Origin of the sequence: Oceanospirillum sp. (genome assembly GCF_048265165.1) — a bacterium.
Lineage (GTDB): Bacteria > Pseudomonadota > Gammaproteobacteria > Pseudomonadales > Halomonadaceae > Oceanospirillum.
This window is the reverse complement of record NZ_JBLXCD010000002.1, coordinates 111,834-129,160: the sequence shown is the minus strand read 5'-3', so window position 1 is coordinate 129,160 and position 17,327 is coordinate 111,834. Positions and strand designations below refer to the sequence as shown.

Here is a 17,327-nt window from a genome sequence, read left to right as displayed (position 1 = left end):
GGTTGGCATGCTGGAAAGAAGAATAAAGCGGCGTGCATGATTGTTGTATGATGTGCTCGGTTACTACTAATAACGTGTTGGTTACTACTTGTTAGTAGCAGAGCAAAAAAATTTGCAAAAGCAGATGTGAGGCATTGAGTGTTCCACAGACTGCAGACAATAAAATTAATAAAGAAAAGCGACAGGTGCCAGCCTGCTACTTATTAGGGTCAAGATGAATAAAAACAATAACTCATCGACTGCTGAGCGAATTCTGGATATTGCCCAGGATCTGCTACAGCGTCAGGGCTTTAACGGCTTTAGCTATCAGGATATAGCCGAACGGGTCAAAATTCGCAAAGCAAGTATTCATTATCATTTCCCATCCAAGGGAGATCTTGTTGTCAGTCTTTGTACTCGTTACGTGGACCAGTTTCTGGAAAGACTGCACCAGATAGACCGCAAACATGACTCCTGTCTGACAAGGCTTCGGGAATTTACTCTGATCTACAGTCGTATCATCAAAGACAAAGAAAAGCTGTGTCCGGTGACGATGTTATCTGCTGAGGTGGAGGCGTTACCAAACTCTGCGAGAGAACATCTGCAGCGTTTTATCAGCGAAACAGAGCGTTGGTTAGGACAAACTCTGGAGCAGGGTAAGCGGGCTCATGAGCTTCAGTTTTCCGGTAGCTTCCAGTCCCAATCACGTATTATTCTGGCAACACTGCAAGGTGCTATGCTGGTAGCCCGGGCATCGGGTGACCGGGGGCATTTTCAGGGCGTTGCTGATGACCTGCTCAGGCAGTTGCAGCCTAATCCTGCGCGGCCGGTTTCCGGAGGGCGTACTGGGCAGACATTAGCCCAGGCCTGATTTATTCAGCCTATAAGAGTATTCCTTCCTGTTTGCGCTGACACTCATTTCTGAGTGATCAGTGCAGAAACTATTCCCGCCGCCGCCCTTTCGGTATGATGCAGAGCAACGCAGGTTCTGTAAGGAAGAGGTTTTCAATGAGTGATCAGCCAGAGTTGGCGGTAGACTGGCAAAGCCAGATATTGAGAGATGCTGCAATCGGTCTGTTTAAAACGGAGCGAATCCGGCGCGATGTTTATACGGGGCCATTAATTAGTGAGCTGCTTGATCTTGAGTGGCTGAGTCAGATTGATAATGAGGATGCATATACGTTGACCCCAAAAGGGCGTCATCAGTATCCCAAGCTTCTGGATCAGAATTTACCTCAGTGGCAGGAGCTGGCTCTGTCTGGTATGAATATGCAGGATGACGAACGCGATGCCTTTATGCGCCGTCTTGAGTTTATTCGAGCTAATACCCGTTTTGATTTACCGGTCTGGATTAATCGGAAAAGCTTTAATACCTTGTATGGCGGGGATGAAAAAACGCAGGTTTCTGATGATCTTCAGGCCCTGCTGCCAAAATATCGTATCAGTGAGGATGCGATGTTAAGGATCAGAGGGACAACGGATATGCATCTGATGAGAAAGATGCTAAAACCGATTCGATTAGGTCCGATTCTTCAGATGATGTCTCATGCAGCCATTCCTGAACGGGACGTGATGGAGCTGACGGAAATTGATGGTGAACAGCCGTATATGGTGATGACGGTTGAGAATCTTTCCGTGTTTGCTGATATGGATATTCCTGATCATCTGATGTTGATTTGGGCTCCGCTAAATTACCCAGACCTGGCCATTAAAGTGCTGAAGATGATTCCTCAGTATGTCCCTCATATACATTTTGGTGATCTGGATCCCAGCGGACTGGCACTAGCTGAGCATATTGCAGGAGAAACTGGTCGGCCTGTACGCCGTTTCCTTCCTGAGTTCTGGCAGGAATATATGAATGAATATGCCCAGCCTTGCGTTGACGGTACTACGAAAGGGAGCCGCTGGCAGCTGGCTATCAGCTCTAATGCTTTGATCCGGAAACTGATGTTACGCAAAGAGTGGATGCCCCAGAGTGTCATTTTGCTCGACCCTCGTCTTAGGCATGAACTGCTATCCCTGATGAACTAACTTTTTGGGCCTGCGTGCAGAACCCTGGTTCATCTTTCCCTGGACAGTCTCGGCTTTGAGCTGTTCCGGGGCTTATATTACATAGGGAGGCGGTTTTACTTTTGCCCGCTGGCTATATATAGCCGAATGGAACTTCCTTTCTTTTTATCAGATGGTTTTAGACTAAAGGATTAGACAGTACGCGCACAGTGTGGTTATCTATGTGGCTTACAGGCAAGGAGAGGAACCAAAGCCAATGAAGTCTTTAAAACCGACGGCTTTGCCTAAGCTGGGGCCTCGGCGTAACCTTCCGCCCCGTCAACAGAGTGCCTCTCTGATAAGCACCACTCTGCCACCAGTCTGTACTGACCCACCACCTGCTTCCCGTTACTCCTTTGCAGCATACTCTCTGGCAGCGACTGCTTTTGGTCTGATTTTATATGGCGTTTTCAGCTTTATTCAGAGTGATACCCGCTACCCCAATATGCATAAAACCGATGAGTGTCACTATTTAAGCCATCTGGACCTGGCAGGGGCATACCAATATCAGAAAGACGGCTCTGTACGTTGTTTAAGTCCGGTACGCTATCTTGGTGTAAATAATCAGCACACGTTGCGCTATATGGCGCTGGGCCGGGGGAGTGTGATCGAAGAGATGCGGATCAGTCTCCGGTTGGGACGCTACGGTGGGGCGGGCGCTGTAAATGAACTGGTTCGGTTCGGGCAAAGCTTATCTTTACCGGTTTTGGGACATACTATGCCTGCTGAAGTAGGTCAGTACCTGCGGGAAGGTTATGTCGGACACTGGGACTTTCCTCAGGTAAGTCTTTATATTGAACGGCATTATTACCCTGCTCCGCAAGACCCTCTTCAATCTCAGGGCAGAACGGGTTTTGAAGATATCGAACTGGTTTTCCGGAAAAATCGCCTCCACTAAAACAGTCTGCCAATGAGCTTTTGTAACAGAAGGCTGCGCTCTATTCTAATTACCCGACCCTGGTATCAGGCTGAAGGCGGTTTCTTTAGGTGCTCCTGCTCTTTTCGGTCAGCCAGTGTTCCCATGCCATGGCTGATGGCCTGAGCCAGAGCCCGGAAGGTCGCATAGTTGGATTCTGTTAGTGCTTTATTTGAGCCCTTATTGTCAGCGTACAAGATTCCGGAAACTTTACCTCTCAGCATAATCGAAGCCAGTACAAACTCTGCAGGCTCGTTCAAGTAAGGCCAGAAACCTGCTGGTAACTCAGTGAGATAACGTGAACGATTTTCAGGTTTAGCCCATAAAGCGGCTTGTTTTGTCAGTAACTTGCCAAAGAGGTGTCGTCTGTCCGCATTAAGGGTCATTTGGGCAAATGGGCTGTTATCGGTAAAGCCTTTGGCGTAAACACCCTTAACACTCCCGTGACTGCGGGACTTCATGAACAGGATGCAGCGGGTTAAACCCAGATCAAAGTGCAGAACCTGGCTGGCACCGTCCATCATCTGATGAATAGAAAAAACCTGCTTCTGCCTGACTGTTTGCAGATAATAGATCTTAAATAGCGCTGTCTGTACCGCAATATCTTTATTAGGAGGAGTGGTTGCCGCTTTTACCTGGGCTTTTTCAGTGACGGCTATAGATGTTGGGGAGACTCGCTTCTGAGGCTCTGTATTTTGAGCACGGGCTGATTGCAACTCAGCTTTTCTGCGCGTATCACTGGATAGATCCTGATAATGCTTTGCTTTTTTAGTCTGTGTCGGTGCTTCTTTTATCTGCAGTGAGCGTTTTTCCAGAGGAGGATGCAGCAGTTTTATAGCAGGTAACCAGACGCCGCTGAGTTTATGGCTTGCAGAGCAGATAACGGCATTACGGTGCAGGAAAGGTATAACGTCATCAAGATGCTGGTGCAGGAACGCTGCGATCATACATTCAACTCGCTCCGTTTTTGGGCCAAACCAGGTGATCGCCGTATTAAGCGCCAGCCAGTGGGCCAGAACTGCTGCTGACCAAGGGGTTTGCAAGAAGAGCCCGACATTTTGGGGGATCTCAGGTGCCATACCATCTTTCCAGGCGCATTGAGCAATATCGGCCAGTATTCTGGCTTTTGAGTCGAGTAACTTGTGCAGGTTATCCTGAGTAAACTTACTCAGATACCAATCAGGCAACATTGCCTGAGTAAGTTGTTGAGTTGTGCATCCCATCAAAGTCATTTCAACGTGGTGACGACTTTCACCGGTTTGAACCCGCTGTTCAATGGCATGGTAAATTTTTGGTGAAGCTAAAGCCAACTGCCAGAACACGGAACTCAGGCGTAGTGATATCCAGTAATTACTTTCACCTGTGCCAGGGGTTTTCCTTTCCGCAATCATATAGGCTTGGGTCGCTGCATGGAGGCTGGTGTTCAGTGCCTGCAGGAAGGCTCTATGGGCTGTTTTCGCCGGATCAAAACGAATGTACTTTACCTTCCTGAGCATTGGTTGCAGCTTGTCCATCCCCAGTAGAGAAAGCGAGTGAGGCAGAGACAGCATGTCGTTCTCAGGCTTGTTCCGGCGTTTACTGGCATGGGCAATAATCTGAAAAGAAAGGACAGGGTCTTCTGCAATAATCAGCTCAAGGTCTTTTAGGCATATATCCGGTTTTTTCAATGATTTCAATAAGCGGGCACCAGTATCCGATAACGCGGGCAGGGACACTTTTAACAGCTCTTTGCGCCACTGAGTCAGTCCTTTGGCAACAGAAGTATTTGTTGATGTGGCTTTTGACGACATGATTTTATTCCGAATTCCGGTACACAACCAGGCTTGAGATCCACGGGAATACAAGCAGTTATCAGCATTGTAACTCAGATATCTTCGTGTTTGTTTATATGTCAGGCCTTTTTAATTGAGCAATGGCAGACTGTTGTATGAAAACAACAAAGGGCCCCGAAGGGCCCTTTGCTGAAGGATCATATAGTGTTTGAACAGGGCAGATTAACGATTAGCTACCTGGTCAAACTCATCCTGGATTTCCTGAGAAGGTTCAGGAGTGGCCAAACTTACAATATAGACTGCAATCGAGGCCAGAATAAAACCAGGAACGATTTCGTAGATATCGAACAGTCCACCGGATAGTTGCTTCCAGATTACCACGGTGACGCCGCCAACAATGATACCTGCAAGCGCGCCCATGGTGTTCATACGTTTCCAGAACAGAGCAAGGATCAGGGTCGGACCAAATGCTGCGCCGAAGCCGGCCCATGCATAAGATACCAGGCCCAGCACTGAAGAATCAGGATCACGTGCCAGCAGCAGCGCGATCATTGCGATGCCAACAACTGCGAAACGACCAACCATTACCAGTTCTTTCTGGGTTGCATCTTTGCGAAACAGGGACTTATAGAAGTCTTCGGTCAGTGCAGAAGACGATACCAGTAGCTGGGAATCCGCAGTAGACATTACCGCCGCCAGAATCGCTGCCAGCAGAATACCTGCTACAACCGGGTGGAACAGGGCATTAACCAGTACCATAAACACTGTTTCGCCATCGGCAAGACCTGTATCAAGATAGCTTACAGCACCAAAACCAACAAAGCAGGCACCCAGCAAACTGATAGCTGTCCAGCTTGTTGCAATGCGGCGTGCAGTTGGAATGTCATTTTCACTACGGATTGCTGCAAAACGTGCCAGGATATGAGGCTGACCAAAATAACCCAGACCCCAGGCTACCAGAGATATGATTGCGATGATGCCCAGAGGCTCGCCATTCATACCGTTAAATAGTGTCAGGAACTCAGGGTTTTTCGCTTCCATCGCGGCAAACGTACCGGATATGCCACCGGTTTCACCCAGCAGGATTACAGGAACGATTATCAGAGCGGCTGCCATCATCAGACCCTGTACCAAATCGGTCCAGGATACTGCCAGGAAACCACCAAAGAAGGTGTAGGTAATAACCGCTAGGGTACCAACCAGCACAGCAGTGAAGTAGTCCATGCCGAATACTGTTGCGAATAGCTTACCGCCCGCTACCAGACCGGAGCTGGTGTAGAACAGGAAGAAGAGCAGAATGAAAAAGGCTGAAATGACGCGCAGTAGATGAGAGTTATCACGGAAGCGTTTTTCGAAGAATTCAGGCAGGGTCAGAGAATCACTGGCCACCTGGCTGTAAACGCGCAGACGACCGGCAACGATCAGCCAGTTTAGCCAGGTTCCAACTAGCAAACCACCCGCGAGCCAGAAGGCTTCGAAACCTGCTGCCAGAGCATAGCCAGGAAGACCAAGCAACAGCCAGCCACTCATATCGGATGCGCCAGCGGACAAAGCTGAAGGCCAAGGGCCTAAGCTGCGGCCACCCAGAATATAATCGGAAAGATCTTGTGTTTTACGGTAGGCATAAATACCGATCCCTAGCATCAGGGCGATATAGACCACAAAGGTCCAGCCAACAATCGCGTTTGTTTCTACCATGGTAGTTACCTTTATGTGCAGACTCTTTAGTTATTTTTATGGGCACACCGGATGGTGTTTAGATTGCCTCTCTTAAGGAGGCTATACCCAGCGGGCCATATCGTATGGAATGAGATTTCAGCTGTGAAGCAAACCGAATTCAATACGATATAGCAGAACATTTGCTAAGCAATATCTACAGAGCGTAGATGATCACTTCTGTTCCTGCCTCAATCGAGGCAAATATTTACTGTGGGCTGAGCTTTCTCTGCGTGCAAACTGAGAAGCCAGACATTTCGCGGGGGTAAAAAAAAACCACGCTAAGGGCACTCTATTGAGATAAGTCAGGTGCTTCTTGCAAAAAACTGTGTTTTTTTTGTAAAAAACTCTGATATTCCTCTGAAAAGCTTGTTAGTGCTGTTGACGAAACTGCCCCGGCGTTAGTTGAAAGTATCGTTTGAATGCATTTCCTAGGGCGCTTTGACTGGTAAAGCCTGTTTGTTCAGCAATATCGTTTAGTGGAGATTGAGAGTGTCGCAAAAGTCTTGCTGCTTCTTTCAGTCTGGCCTGAATCAGGTATTGGTGCGGTGTGATACCGGCAACATTACGGAACATGATATGAAAGTGGCTTTCGCTCATGCAGGCAACATCAGCTAATTGGGCAACTGATATTTTTTCCGCCAGATGTTCCGCAATATAACGGTCAATCAAATCCAGTTTTAGGGTGACCCGGTCGATCTGTTTAAGCGGCGCTTCCTGTTGAAATATACGCTGATGCAGACGATGAAGAAAAGCAAAAGCCAGGAAGTCTGCTGTGCCAGGGTCATCGCCAAAGGATTTAATCTCTTTCAGCATAAATGAGAGAAAGAGCTTCAGATTACTATCGATGGTGAAGTATCCGGGTGTATCGAATAAACGGCTGAGATCAATCAAACTGCTCTGTAGTAACGGATGACGGTGAGGCAGATCGATAATCAGGTGGGTATTACTTCCGATGCCTTCGTAGTAGTGCGTATGCTCAGAAGGTACTAGACATCCCTGCCAAGGGGTAACGATACCTTGGTTGCCTTCTATCTCAAACTCAGCTTTACCTGACAAAGCAACCACCAGTTGATGGTATTCATGATCATGGCTCAGACAGCTGTTAGGGAGTCGGTTTACGCGGATCGCCGTATTCATGGGTCGCCTCTTGGACCGATTTCAGATAACACATCCAGTGATGTCCGGTAGCGGATAGTTTTGTTTCCGATACCCTTTTCAATACTTTACGTTCTGAGCAGTCATTGTACGACTTTGGTTTAGCGGGTAAAGGGGTTTTTTGTTATTGATTCGCATTTGCTTTTTATGATGAGTGTGTTTTGATCTCTGTTTAGATAAAAAAGACTCAAATTTTTTATTATAGGCCGTTAGATGACGAGTTTTTTAGTGCTGAGGCAGCGTCAGGATTTCAGAACCCAGGACTGACACCAACCTGTTGGTGCGACACTATTGGAGGAGAATAGCTGACAGCCACTGTCGAGAAATTTAAAAAACTGACAATTAGAGCAGGTCTGGCCTTTTTTGTATTTTGGGTGTCTAACCCGTCTTACATTACTTTTATAGTGCCGAGCTTTGGCTAGCGCAGAACGTTCGGATAATGGTGGAAATGCCGCCAGAGCTTTATGGCTGATAAAGGGTGTCACTGGCAGAGTGCAGGCTATGATCAGAAACGTGCGACGACTAATATCCATCTCTGAGTCCTCCGTTATCACAAAGGGTTGGCCGTAGCCAACCCTTTGTACAGATCGATTAGAGCTTAGAGCGAGCTGAAGTGTGCTGCTAGATCTGCAATGTCCTGATCGCTCAGATTGGCTGCCTGAGGGTTCATCAGTGCAGCTGTAGGGCCGCCACGCTGACCCGCTTTATAGGCTTTCAGGGCGTTTTCCAGATATTGCGCTTTCTGTCCTGCCAGGTTCGGGTACATAGGTATCATGCTGACACCGTTGGCGCCATGGCATGCTGCACATACAGCTGCTTTTGTTTTTCCTGCTGCTGCGTCACCGGCAGCAAGGGCGGAACCAGAAGCAGAGATTGCAAGCATACCTGCAATAGCTAATAGTTTTTTCATAGGATTCACCTTAGGTTTTATCATCAAGCTTTTTTTAAAATGATTACTGATCATTCTTTCTTATTACGGGAAAAAATGCTCAGTGGTTGTAACTGGGCATGAGATCAAAACAGATGGTTTGGTTTCATGCATTGGCGCAAATCATATTTGCCCTAAGAATACTCTCTTTCAGGCATAAAAACAGGCGGCTATACGTCGCATGTCGCCTTTCTTTTTCTGCATTGATGGATTACTGATGTTAGTAGGGGAGTTTCGCTGATGCCATATTTCACATGGTTAATTTTTAAGGATTTTGAGATGGTGTGAATAGCCGGGGTTTTTGCATATGGCGGCGTGGGATCCAACTTCCGGCACGTGTTTCGCCGGTTTCGCCTAGATGATAGCTTTGCAGGCCATCTGGTTGAATGTAATAGCGGATAGTGCCCGTATCATCCAGATGGTATTGCTCGATAAAGTAGACAGGTTCGACATTAACGGCTTCGTACATCTCAAAGCGATAATGATTCAGAATATCACCATCACTGGTTACCATTAATTCACCAGTTGTACTGTCCTTATATTCTTTTTTAAGCTGAATAATTGCCTGTGTACCCTGCTCGTTTTGCTGGTCAAATAGGTAGCGAATGCCTAAGGCTGCTGAAGGCTGGTCGATAAAAAGTGTCTGGAAATTTTGAGTCAGAAACGGAGCCGCTTCGCGGCGAGCGGATATATGACTGGCATCGCTCATATCCGGAGTTACGCTATAGCGGAAATTACCGAAGAAGAGCTCATAGTGATCTTTGTTGGCTTCAAAGTTGACCAGAACTTCTTTCAGTTCGGTGCCCGGTAGCGTGCGCAGAATAAAACTGTCAGGGTGGGATGATATCAGACTGCCATCTTCAGACTCTGAGAAAAGCGGCCGGTATACCAACTCCTGTGGGCCTGAGACATAAGCCCGAATCAGCAACGACTGGCCCTCTCCAATAGGGTTAAAAACACGCTCAATAGTTGCGCGGTCAGGGCTTAATTGCTCACCCAACAGTAACCGAAAATGCTGAAGCGCATCATCTGGCCCCTCCGGGTTTTCCGCGGCAAGTCCATACTGCTGCCAGAGTGACAACGTAAGAAACAGTGAGATACTAAAGACGTATTTAATAAGTGACATTTTGGGTTGCAAACGGTTGCCAGTTGCTGATTAATTATATTGACTGTACCCCTTATAAACGCGGTAATCTAGCTGTAATTGGTGCTTTTTGATGTTAAACGGTTGCTAACTGTCAATTATGTTTCGTTATGTCAAAACGCCCATCAGAAGTCATTTTATATCTGACTTTTTTAGGTTGACCGGCTGCTCGTTTTTATAGCTTAGTGGAGTTTAGCTGGGTACAAGGAGTTGTTATGCATATTGAATTTCATGGCGCAGCACAAGAAGTGACAGGCTCCTGCCACCTGATTCAGGTTGGGCATTATCGGGTGCTTTTGGATTGTGGTTTGATACAGGGTGGAAAGTACGGTGAGCAGCGTAATGCGGAACCTTTTTCTTTCGACCCTAAGCAGATTGATGCCGTGGTGCTCAGTCACTCGCACCTTGATCATTGCGGGCGTATCCCCTTGCTTGTTAAGCGAGGTTTTAAGGGCCCGGTGTATACACAAAAAGTATGTCGTGAGATGTGTGGCATTATGTTTCGGGATGCGGCCAATATTTATGATCATGACACTAAAACCCTGAACCGGAAGCGGGCCCGAAAACACCTTCCTCCGGTTGAACCTTTATATACGGCTGACGATGCAGAGAAGGCATTAAAGCATTTTCAGCCGATGGGTTATGACGTCGAAGATGAGATTTTGCCAGGCATTCGCATCCGTTTTAAAGATGCTGGCCATATCATTGGCTCTTCAATTGTTGAGCTTTGGCTGGAGGACGGCAAGCACCGCCGTAAAGTCGTATTCACGGGTGATTTGGGGCATAGTGATGCGCCCATACTCAGAGATCCGACACCGATTCATCAGGCTGATGTTGTTCTGATGGAAAGCACATATGGCGGCCGATGTCACCGTCCCTGGCAGGAGAGTATGGATGAGATGGGGGAAATTTTAAATGATGCGGCAAACTCCAAAGGAAATATACTGATCCCCTCTTTTGCTGTTGGTCGCACTCAGGAGTTGTTATACCTGTTTAGTGAAAATTTTGATGCCTGGAATATGGGGCGTTGGCAGATTTTTTTGGATAGCCCCATGGCTATTGAGGCAACAGAGGTCTACCTGAATCACTGTGAGTTATATAATAAAGAGGCAAAGCAGAGAGTTTTAAATCATGAGTCACTGGATAGCCTTCCTAACCTTCGGTTAACAAAGACGCCTGAAGAATCCATGGCGCTCAACCGTATCGCCTCCGGAGCGATCATTATTGCCGGTAGCGGAATGTGTGAAGGCGGTCGAATCCGGCATCACTTCAAATGTCAGCTTTGGAAGCGTAACACCAAGGTACTCATGGTTGGGTTTCAGGCAAAAGGTACACTGGGCCGTCAATTAGTAGAAGGAGCTGAAACTGTCAAGCTATGGGGCGAGACTATTTCTGTTGGGGCCAGTGTTTATACGGTGGGAGGATTTTCAGCCCATGCCGATCAGGATGGCCTTATCAACTGGCTGGAACATTTTAGAAAGCAGCCGAAGGTTGTTCTTGTTCATGGTGAGCCCGGAGCCCAGGATGCTTTGCAGCATGAAGTTGGCCGTCGTCTGGGATACTTCCCGGATATTGCTAAGCCGGGACAGAAGTTGGACTTGATCCGTATGAGCTATGATAACGCAGAAAGTCAGGCCCTCTGAACGTTGAGGTCTTTCTGTTTGTAGCCTGACCCGAAAAAAATTATTATTTCAACTGACGCCAAACTTAGATTTCCAACAATCAGGTTTGGCGTTTCTGGTTCAATCGGTATTTAAAAAAGGAATAAGTGTGCGCTCTATACCTGTCGTTTTTGCATTGGTACTGGCACTTTTGGGGAGTACCGCCTGGTATTTTCTTGAACAAAATAGTCGTAATAGTTTTATTTATGGAGGCATGCCGGAGCGGATGGAGTCCGGTTGGCATCACTGGTATCGGGTGTTAAGAAATGACGGTTTTATGGTGGGCTATTCCGACCTCCGTATGAATCCGCTCTGGGCAACCTATTGGCTGCAGGAGCTTACTGCGCAACAGAAGCGCCATAGCTATAAACGACCGGGGCAGTTTAGTGAGGATTGGCGTACGGTCTGGCGGGTCAGTCACCGGGATTATACGCGCTCAGGTTATGATCGAGGGCATTTGGCTCCGAATTATGCGATCTCGCGCTTGTATGGCAAGAAGGCTCAGACAGAAACGTTTCTGATGACCAATATTGTGCCGCAGAAACCGAATCTTAACCGTAAAGTCTGGCAGCGCCTTGAAGAAGCCGCTGTCGACCATTTTACAGGTCAGTTTGCCCGGGTTGCCGTTATAACCGGGCCTGTTTTTGATCAGGAAACAGAGCGCCTGGACAGTTGGGTTGAGGTGCCTGATGCTTTCTACAAGATTTTTGTTGGCCTTAATCGAAACGGTGAAGCAGAAAGCATGCTGGCCTTCTTGATGCCGCAAAATGTTCGGGGTAGTGAGCCACTGACAAAGTTTGTCGTTAGTGTCGATCAGGTCGAGGAAGTGACTGGGCTTAATTTCTTCAGCACGTTGCCGGACGGCCAGGAAGTGAAGTTGGAAGCCATGAAAGACAGCAGCTCTTGGCGTTTGAATGATGTTGCCCGGAAGCCTTCACGGTATTAGTTAATTCGCGCTTTAGTTGCTGGCCGACAAACAAAATGAAGCAAGGCTGAACGGTTGCGTGCCGGAATGCCTTGTTGCGAGTCTGTTGTTGTTAAGGGGGTTCTGGAAGGGGTTGCGGTTGGCTGTATGGCGTAGAGCTGTTCGGGATAGGAAATACAGGTGTCAGAAACGAAAAAAATCCCATCGCGGGATTTATTTTCTTTTAGGCTTGTCTTTGTTTTACTTGCATTGGGAATGGTGCCCAGAAGAGGACTTGAACCTCCACGGCCATACGGCCACTAGCACCTGAAGCTAGCGTGTCTACCAATTCCACCACCTGGGCGCAATGCACAGGCAAAACAAAAAGTTGTTTATTACAACCTAGTTGTCACATCAATCGCTTAATCTGCCTAAGATTAAGAGTTGGTGCCCAGAAGAGGACTTGAACCTCCACGGCCATACGGCCACTAGCACCTGAAGCTAGCGTGTCTACCAATTCCACCACCTGGGCTGGACAACTGGGGGCGTATTATAAGGAGGATTTCCCCTCTTGCAATACTTTTTTGCAGAAAAAACAGTATAAAAAGCAAATTTCTTCGCCAAGTCTTATAATCAGTGGTACTTTGGTGGGGTAATTAAAAAACAAATGATAAATTAAAGAAGATATAGATTGATAAAAAAGGCAAATGATATGACACGCTGGTCAGTGAAGCAGGATCCTCAGGCCGATCGTGAAGCTAATAAGTATGATAATCCGGTTCCGAGCCGTGAATTTATTATGCAATGGCTTGAAAACTACGGGCGCCCCCTAACCCATATGCAGCTGTGTGAGCGCATGGGGCTGACCGGTGAAAATGATATTGAAGCATTGCGTCGCCGTTTAAAGGCGATGGAGCGTGATGGCCAGTTATTAAGCAACCGAAAAGGGGCTTATGGGCTGATCTCAAAAATGCAGTTAGTTAAAGGGCGTATCGAAGCCCATGCTGATGGCTTTGGTTTTATGGTGCCGGATGATGGCGGGGAAGATCTTTTTCTGTCTAACTTTCAGATGAAAACCGTGTATCACGGAGATCTGGCTTTAGCGCGTGTGGTTGGTGTCGATCGTCGTAATCGCAAAGAAGGCGCTGTTGTTGAAGTTCTGCAGCATAATACACACGAAATTGTCGGTCGCTACATTGTTGAGCGTAACGGCATTGGTTATGTCCGTCCTGATAACCCTAAACTGCATCATGATGTACTGATTCCGCCAGGGCAGGAAGCTGGGGCTGAAGATGGTCAGGTGGTATGTGCTGAAGTGACCCAGCAGCCAGCCCGTCGTGCTCATGTTCAGGGGCGCATAAAGGAAGTATTGGGCGATGAGATGGCTCCTGGGATGGAGATTGATATCGCCATTCGCAAGCATAATCTGCCAAATGAATTTCCGGAAGAAGTTCTGGATCAGATCCGCAATATGTCTGACCAGGTTCAGGATGCTGATAAACGTGATCGCGTAGATCTTCGTCACCTGCCGTTTGTCACCATTGATGGTGAAGATGCGAAAGACTTTGATGATGCAGTTTATTGCGAGAAAAAGCGTAGCGGCAATTGGAAGCTCTTTGTTGCTATCGCAGATGTTTCGCATTATGTCGGTGTTAATACCCCTCTGGATCAGGAGGCGCACCGCCGGGGGAACTCCGTTTACTTCCCGGGGCAAGTGATTCCGATGCTGCCGGAGCTGCTCTCCAATGGCCTTTGCTCATTGAATCCTCATGTAGACCGTCTTGTGATGGTTTGCGAGATGAGTATCAGTGCTAAAGGAGATATCAGCCGCTACCGTTTCTGTGAGGCTATTATCAAGTCTCAGGCACGCCTGACATACACTCAGGTGGGTGCGCTTCTGGATGATCCTGAGCTACCGGATGCCGCTATTTTTAAAGAAAAATATACTGATCTGGTTCATCCGATTGAAACGCTGTACGGACTGTACAAACAACTTCGTATTGCCCGCAGTGAGCGTGGTGCGATTGACTTTGAAACGGTAGAAACCCGTATCGTTTTTGATGATAACCGCAAAATCGAGCGTATTGTTCCCGTGGTGCGTAACGAAGCCCATAAACTGATCGAAGAGTGCATGCTCTGTGCAAACGTCGCTTCTGCCCGTTTGCTGGAGAAGTACAAAGTACCGGGGCTGTTTCGTGTCCACAAAGGCCCGAAAGAGCAACGGCTTGAAAAGCTTAAATCTTTCCTGGGTGAACTGGGCTTTGAACTGGGTGGTGGCTTAAAGCCAACGCCGGAAGATTATCAGGAAGTTCTTCAGGCGATCGGTGACCGTCCTGATGCCGGTAATATTCAGACGATGTTGCTGCAATCGTTGTCACAGGCGGTTTATACGCCGGAGAATGAAGGGCATTTCGGCCTGAACTACAAGGCCTACACACATTTTACTTCGCCGATTCGTCGTTACCCGGATCTGCTGCTGCATCGTGCGATTCGCGCTCTGATTCGCAGCGACCTGACCGGTAGTCATCTGCAGCGCTGTGAGACAACGCCGACAGAACCCCGGGATAAATGGCTGCCGTACAATGAAGCTCAGATGGTCGAGCTTGGTGAACACTGCTCTATGACAGAGCGTCGTGCGGATGATGCCACCTATGATGTTCTTGCCTGGCTGAAGTGTGAATACACGGCGAGTCACGTAGGGGAAAGCTTTACCGGTAAGGTGACGGGTGTTACTGGTTTTGGGCTCTTTGTTCGTTTGGATGAGATCTATGTTGAAGGCTTGGTACATATCACCGGCCTGCCATCGGACTACTATCAGTTTGACCCTCTGACCCAGCGTTTGCGCGGTGAACGTAGTGGTCGCGTTTACGGTATGAATGATGAGTTGACCGTCATTGTGGCACGGGTTGATCTTGATGAACGCAAGATCGACTTTGAACTGGATACCAGCCAGCCGGATAATGCCGTGGGGCGTAAGCGTAAACCCCGCAAGCGCAATATGACCGATGCTGAAGACCGGCTTTCAAAGGTTGTCACTTCAAATGATGCGCCGGATTCGAACCGGAAAAATGATCGTGACGACGCATCCGGCAAGCCGAAGCCTAAAGGTGGAAGAAAGAAAAAACTGAAGCCAGCTGAAAAAGGGCGTTCGGGCCTGAATGATGACCTCAGGAAAAAGCGACCCAAGAAGAAAAAGTAAAAAAAGATTAAGAGCAAGCAGTTGAGCAGCGATGGATACACCCGGTTTCCTGTTGTTGTCTGCCTGTCTTAATATTTCCCAGCAGGGCTCTGAATCAGAGCCCTGTTTCCGTATCAGGCCGCAAGACGGCAGAAATCGATCGCGCAGCATCGGGCTGCCAGAAACTGTAATCAGGTACGTTAGTGAAACAGCAAAGAAATGAACGCCCCCAAAACAGAAGTGAACGTCCTCAGCATAGCGGTGGCAAAAAGCAGCAGGGCAGACGTAAAGCGCCCAGAAAGCCATCCGTTGAAGCGGTGTTTGGTATCCATGCTGTCACCAGCCTCCTGGAGCGTCAGCCTGAACAGGTAATCAGTCTTCACCTTATGAAAGGCCGTGAAGATGATAAGTTGGACCGGATTGCTCGTTTGGCTTCTCAAATCGGTCTTCAGCAGGAACTAATGGAACGTGACCTGTTGGATGAGATGACCGGTGGTTTGGTCCATCAAGGGGTTGTTGCTGTCTGCAAGCCTCTGAAAACCTATAGTGAGCAATGGCTTTTTGATCGGCTGGCAGAGAAAACGTCACCTTTACTGCTGGTATTAGATGGCGTAACTGACCCGCACAATCTGGGGGCGGTATTACGAACGGCTGATGCAGCAGGCGCCGATGCGGTTATTGTTCCCAAGGATAAATCAGCTACCCTGAATGCCACGGTACGCAAGGTAGCCTGCGGTGCGGCTGAAGTGATGCCGGTTGTTAGTGTTACAAACCTGTCTCGTTGTCTGGATGAATTAAAACAGCATGGTGTCTGGGTGATGGGAACGGCTGGCGAGGCGGATCAGGGGCTGTATGAAACGGACCTGACCGGCCCGACGGCTCTGGTCATGGGAGCTGAAGGTAAAGGGATGCGCCGCCTGACCCGTGAGCACTGTGACCTGTTGGTTAATCTGCCGATGGCCGGTGAGGTTAGTAGTCTGAATGTTTCTGTTGCCAGCGGTGTTTGCTTATACGAAGCTGTCCGCCAGCGCTCGCAGACCGCTTAGGCACAGCCAACGCGCATACGTTATGCAGGAAATATTCTTTTGCAGGATGATTTCTCTTGCGTCTTATTTTCTGGGTCTGTAAGATCTCGCGGTTGTTTTTAAACAACGTTTCTTTCCACTCCTTGCTTTTCTAGGGAACAAACCCTTTGAGAAGCTGTAAAACCGTAAGGAGCTATAATGCGTCATTACGAAGTTGTGTTCATGGTTCATCCGGACCAGAGCGAACAGGTTCCAGCAATGATCGAGCGTTACACCAGCCTGGTACAGGACAATGGTGGTTCGGTTCATCGTATGGAAGATTGGGGTCGTCGTCATCTGGCATACCCAATTAACAAGATTCACAAAGCTCACTATGTTCTGATGAATGTAGAGACAACCAGCGAGGTTGTTGATGAGTTGACTGAGATCTTCCGTTACAACGATGCGATCATCCGTAATCTGGTTGTTCGTACTAAAAATGCTGTAACTGAAGCATCTCCGGTAAAAGCAGAAGCCTCTCGTGAAGATCGTCGTGACGATCGTAAACCAGAGCGTGCTCCGGAAGCCCAGGCTGAATCTAAAGAAGAAGTAGCTCCAGCTGCTGACTCTGAAGAGTAATTTTTAACAGACTTATTGGGAGTATATTCCATGGCACGTTTTTTCCGTCGTCGTAAGTTCTGCCGTTTCACCGCTGAAGGTGTAGATCAGATCGATTATAAAGACATCGAAACTCTGAAAAGCTACATCACTGAAACTGGCAAGATCGTTCCAAGCCGTATCACAGGTACTAAAGCACGTTATCAGCGTCAGCTGGCTACCGCTATTAAGCGCGCCCGCTACCTGGCTCTGCTGCCGTACACCGACGGCCACCAGTAAGATTTAAAACGATATAAGGCA

At 48.0% G+C, this 17,327-nt stretch carries 15 protein-coding genes and 2 tRNA genes; 9 read left to right on the top strand and 8 right to left on the bottom strand.

Annotated elements, in window-relative coordinates:
- The first annotated feature begins 214 nt into the window (after positions 1–214).
- The 3 genes from ACN0R8_RS04185 (at position 215) to ACN0R8_RS04175 (ending at position 2,926) form a co-directional block, all read left to right on the top strand.
- Positions 215–850 (top strand): TetR/AcrR family transcriptional regulator, encoded by a 636-nt coding sequence (locus tag ACN0R8_RS04185; RefSeq protein WP_417595379.1) that lies wholly within the window; start codon positions 215–217, stop codon positions 848–850.
- A 137-nt stretch (positions 851–987) separates the two neighbouring features.
- Positions 988–2,010, top strand: a complete 1,023-nt coding sequence (locus ACN0R8_RS04180) for a hypothetical protein (RefSeq protein ID WP_417595377.1) — start codon at positions 988–990, stop codon at positions 2,008–2,010.
- Between the two features lie 235 nt (positions 2,011–2,245).
- Positions 2,246–2,926: a hypothetical protein gene (locus ACN0R8_RS04175; protein ID WP_417595375.1), complete on the top strand. Its 681-nt coding sequence runs from the start codon at positions 2,246–2,248 to the stop codon at positions 2,924–2,926.
- A gap of 65 nt (positions 2,927–2,991) precedes the next feature.
- Here the strand turns inward: ACN0R8_RS04175 and ACN0R8_RS04170 are convergent, their stop codons facing one another.
- From ACN0R8_RS04170 to ACN0R8_RS04145, 6 genes are all read right to left on the bottom strand, one after another.
- On the bottom strand, positions 2,992–4,734 hold the full coding sequence (locus ACN0R8_RS04170; RefSeq protein WP_417595373.1) for an HDOD domain-containing protein: 1,743 nt from the start codon (positions 4,732–4,734) through the stop codon (positions 2,992–2,994).
- A gap of 204 nt (positions 4,735–4,938) precedes the next feature.
- Positions 4,939–6,414, bottom strand: coding sequence for a sodium/proline symporter PutP (gene putP / locus ACN0R8_RS04165; RefSeq protein ID WP_417595371.1), 1,476 nt, complete (start codon positions 6,412–6,414; stop codon positions 4,939–4,941).
- 390 nt (positions 6,415–6,804) lie between these two features.
- Positions 6,805–7,572 carry a helix-turn-helix domain-containing protein gene (locus ACN0R8_RS04160; RefSeq protein ID WP_417595369.1) on the bottom strand — a complete coding sequence of 256 codons (768 nt, stop codon included), beginning with the start codon at positions 7,570–7,572 and terminating at the stop codon, positions 6,805–6,807.
- Positions 7,573–7,832: 260 nt separating this feature from the next.
- Positions 7,833–8,123, bottom strand: coding sequence for a high-potential iron-sulfur protein (locus ACN0R8_RS04155; protein ID WP_417595367.1), 291 nt, complete (start codon positions 8,121–8,123; stop codon positions 7,833–7,835).
- A gap of 65 nt (positions 8,124–8,188) precedes the next feature.
- Positions 8,189–8,500 (bottom strand): c-type cytochrome, encoded by a 312-nt coding sequence (locus ACN0R8_RS04150; protein ID WP_417595365.1) that lies wholly within the window; start codon positions 8,498–8,500, stop codon positions 8,189–8,191.
- Positions 8,501–8,783: 283 nt separating this feature from the next.
- On the bottom strand, positions 8,784–9,644 hold the full coding sequence (locus ACN0R8_RS04145; RefSeq protein WP_417595363.1) for a hypothetical protein: 861 nt from the start codon (positions 9,642–9,644) through the stop codon (positions 8,784–8,786).
- A 233-nt stretch (positions 9,645–9,877) separates the two neighbouring features.
- On the opposite strand from ACN0R8_RS04145, the gene ACN0R8_RS04140 reads away from it, so the two are divergent.
- Together ACN0R8_RS04140 and ACN0R8_RS04135 are read left to right on the top strand one after the other, a co-directional pair.
- The gene (locus ACN0R8_RS04140; protein WP_417595361.1) at positions 9,878–11,305 is read left to right on the top strand and encodes an MBL fold metallo-hydrolase RNA specificity domain-containing protein; all 1,428 of its coding nucleotides are present in this window, start codon (positions 9,878–9,880) and stop codon (positions 11,303–11,305) included.
- 127 nt (positions 11,306–11,432) lie between these two features.
- The gene (locus ACN0R8_RS04135) at positions 11,433–12,269 is read left to right on the top strand and encodes a DNA/RNA non-specific endonuclease (RefSeq protein ID WP_417595359.1); all 837 of its coding nucleotides are present in this window, start codon (positions 11,433–11,435) and stop codon (positions 12,267–12,269) included.
- 235 nt (positions 12,270–12,504) lie between these two features.
- On the opposite strand, the gene ACN0R8_RS04130 is transcribed toward ACN0R8_RS04135, so the two are convergent.
- Both ACN0R8_RS04130 and ACN0R8_RS04125 read right to left on the bottom strand, forming a co-directional pair.
- Positions 12,505–12,591, bottom strand: a tRNA-Leu gene (locus tag ACN0R8_RS04130).
- Positions 12,592–12,672: 81 nt separating this feature from the next.
- Positions 12,673–12,759: transfer RNA gene (locus ACN0R8_RS04125), tRNA-Leu, on the bottom strand.
- A gap of 180 nt (positions 12,760–12,939) precedes the next feature.
- Here ACN0R8_RS04125 and rnr point away from each other — a divergent pair.
- The 4 genes from rnr to rpsR all read left to right on the top strand — a co-directional run bounded on the left by rnr (position 12,940) and on the right by rpsR (position 17,306).
- The gene (rnr, locus tag ACN0R8_RS04120) at positions 12,940–15,426 is read left to right on the top strand and encodes a ribonuclease R (protein WP_417595357.1); all 2,487 of its coding nucleotides are present in this window, start codon (positions 12,940–12,942) and stop codon (positions 15,424–15,426) included.
- A 182-nt stretch (positions 15,427–15,608) separates the two neighbouring features.
- Positions 15,609–16,451, top strand: a complete 843-nt coding sequence (rlmB, locus tag ACN0R8_RS04115) for a 23S rRNA (guanosine(2251)-2'-O)-methyltransferase RlmB (RefSeq protein WP_417595355.1) — start codon at positions 15,609–15,611, stop codon at positions 16,449–16,451.
- 177 nt (positions 16,452–16,628) lie between these two features.
- Positions 16,629–17,048, top strand: coding sequence for a 30S ribosomal protein S6 (rpsF, locus tag ACN0R8_RS04110; RefSeq protein WP_078319368.1), 420 nt, complete (start codon positions 16,629–16,631; stop codon positions 17,046–17,048).
- Positions 17,049–17,078: 30 nt separating this feature from the next.
- Positions 17,079–17,306, top strand: coding sequence for a 30S ribosomal protein S18 (gene rpsR, locus ACN0R8_RS04105; RefSeq protein ID WP_028299482.1), 228 nt, complete (start codon positions 17,079–17,081; stop codon positions 17,304–17,306).
- Positions 17,307–17,327 lie beyond the last annotated feature (21 nt).

Excerpts from the sequence above, each read along its gene's own strand:
- rnr (WP_417595357.1), top strand. The coding sequence starts at position 12,940 with ATGACACGCTGGTCAGTGAAGCAGGATCCTCAGGCCGATCGTGAAGCT.
- ACN0R8_RS04160 (WP_417595369.1), bottom strand. The coding sequence starts at position 7,572 with ATGAATACGGCGATCCGCGTAAACCGACTCCCTAACAGCTGTCTGAGC.
- ACN0R8_RS04140 (WP_417595361.1), top strand. The coding sequence starts at position 9,878 with ATGCATATTGAATTTCATGGCGCAGCACAAGAAGTGACAGGCTCCTGC.
- ACN0R8_RS04180 (WP_417595377.1), top strand. The coding sequence starts at position 988 with ATGAGTGATCAGCCAGAGTTGGCGGTAGACTGGCAAAGCCAGATATTG.
- ACN0R8_RS04170 (WP_417595373.1), bottom strand. The coding sequence starts at position 4,734 with ATGTCGTCAAAAGCCACATCAACAAATACTTCTGTTGCCAAAGGACTG.
- ACN0R8_RS04145 (WP_417595363.1), bottom strand. The coding sequence starts at position 9,644 with ATGTCACTTATTAAATACGTCTTTAGTATCTCACTGTTTCTTACGTTG.
- rpsR (WP_028299482.1), top strand. The coding sequence starts at position 17,079 with ATGGCACGTTTTTTCCGTCGTCGTAAGTTCTGCCGTTTCACCGCTGAA.
- ACN0R8_RS04175 (WP_417595375.1), top strand. The coding sequence starts at position 2,246 with ATGAAGTCTTTAAAACCGACGGCTTTGCCTAAGCTGGGGCCTCGGCGT.
- putP (WP_417595371.1), bottom strand. The coding sequence starts at position 6,414 with ATGGTAGAAACAAACGCGATTGTTGGCTGGACCTTTGTGGTCTATATC.
- ACN0R8_RS04150 (WP_417595365.1), bottom strand. The coding sequence starts at position 8,500 with ATGAAAAAACTATTAGCTATTGCAGGTATGCTTGCAATCTCTGCTTCT.
- ACN0R8_RS04155 (WP_417595367.1), bottom strand. The coding sequence starts at position 8,123 with ATGGATATTAGTCGTCGCACGTTTCTGATCATAGCCTGCACTCTGCCA.
- ACN0R8_RS04185 (WP_417595379.1), top strand. The coding sequence starts at position 215 with ATGAATAAAAACAATAACTCATCGACTGCTGAGCGAATTCTGGATATT.
- rpsF (WP_078319368.1), top strand. The coding sequence starts at position 16,629 with ATGCGTCATTACGAAGTTGTGTTCATGGTTCATCCGGACCAGAGCGAA.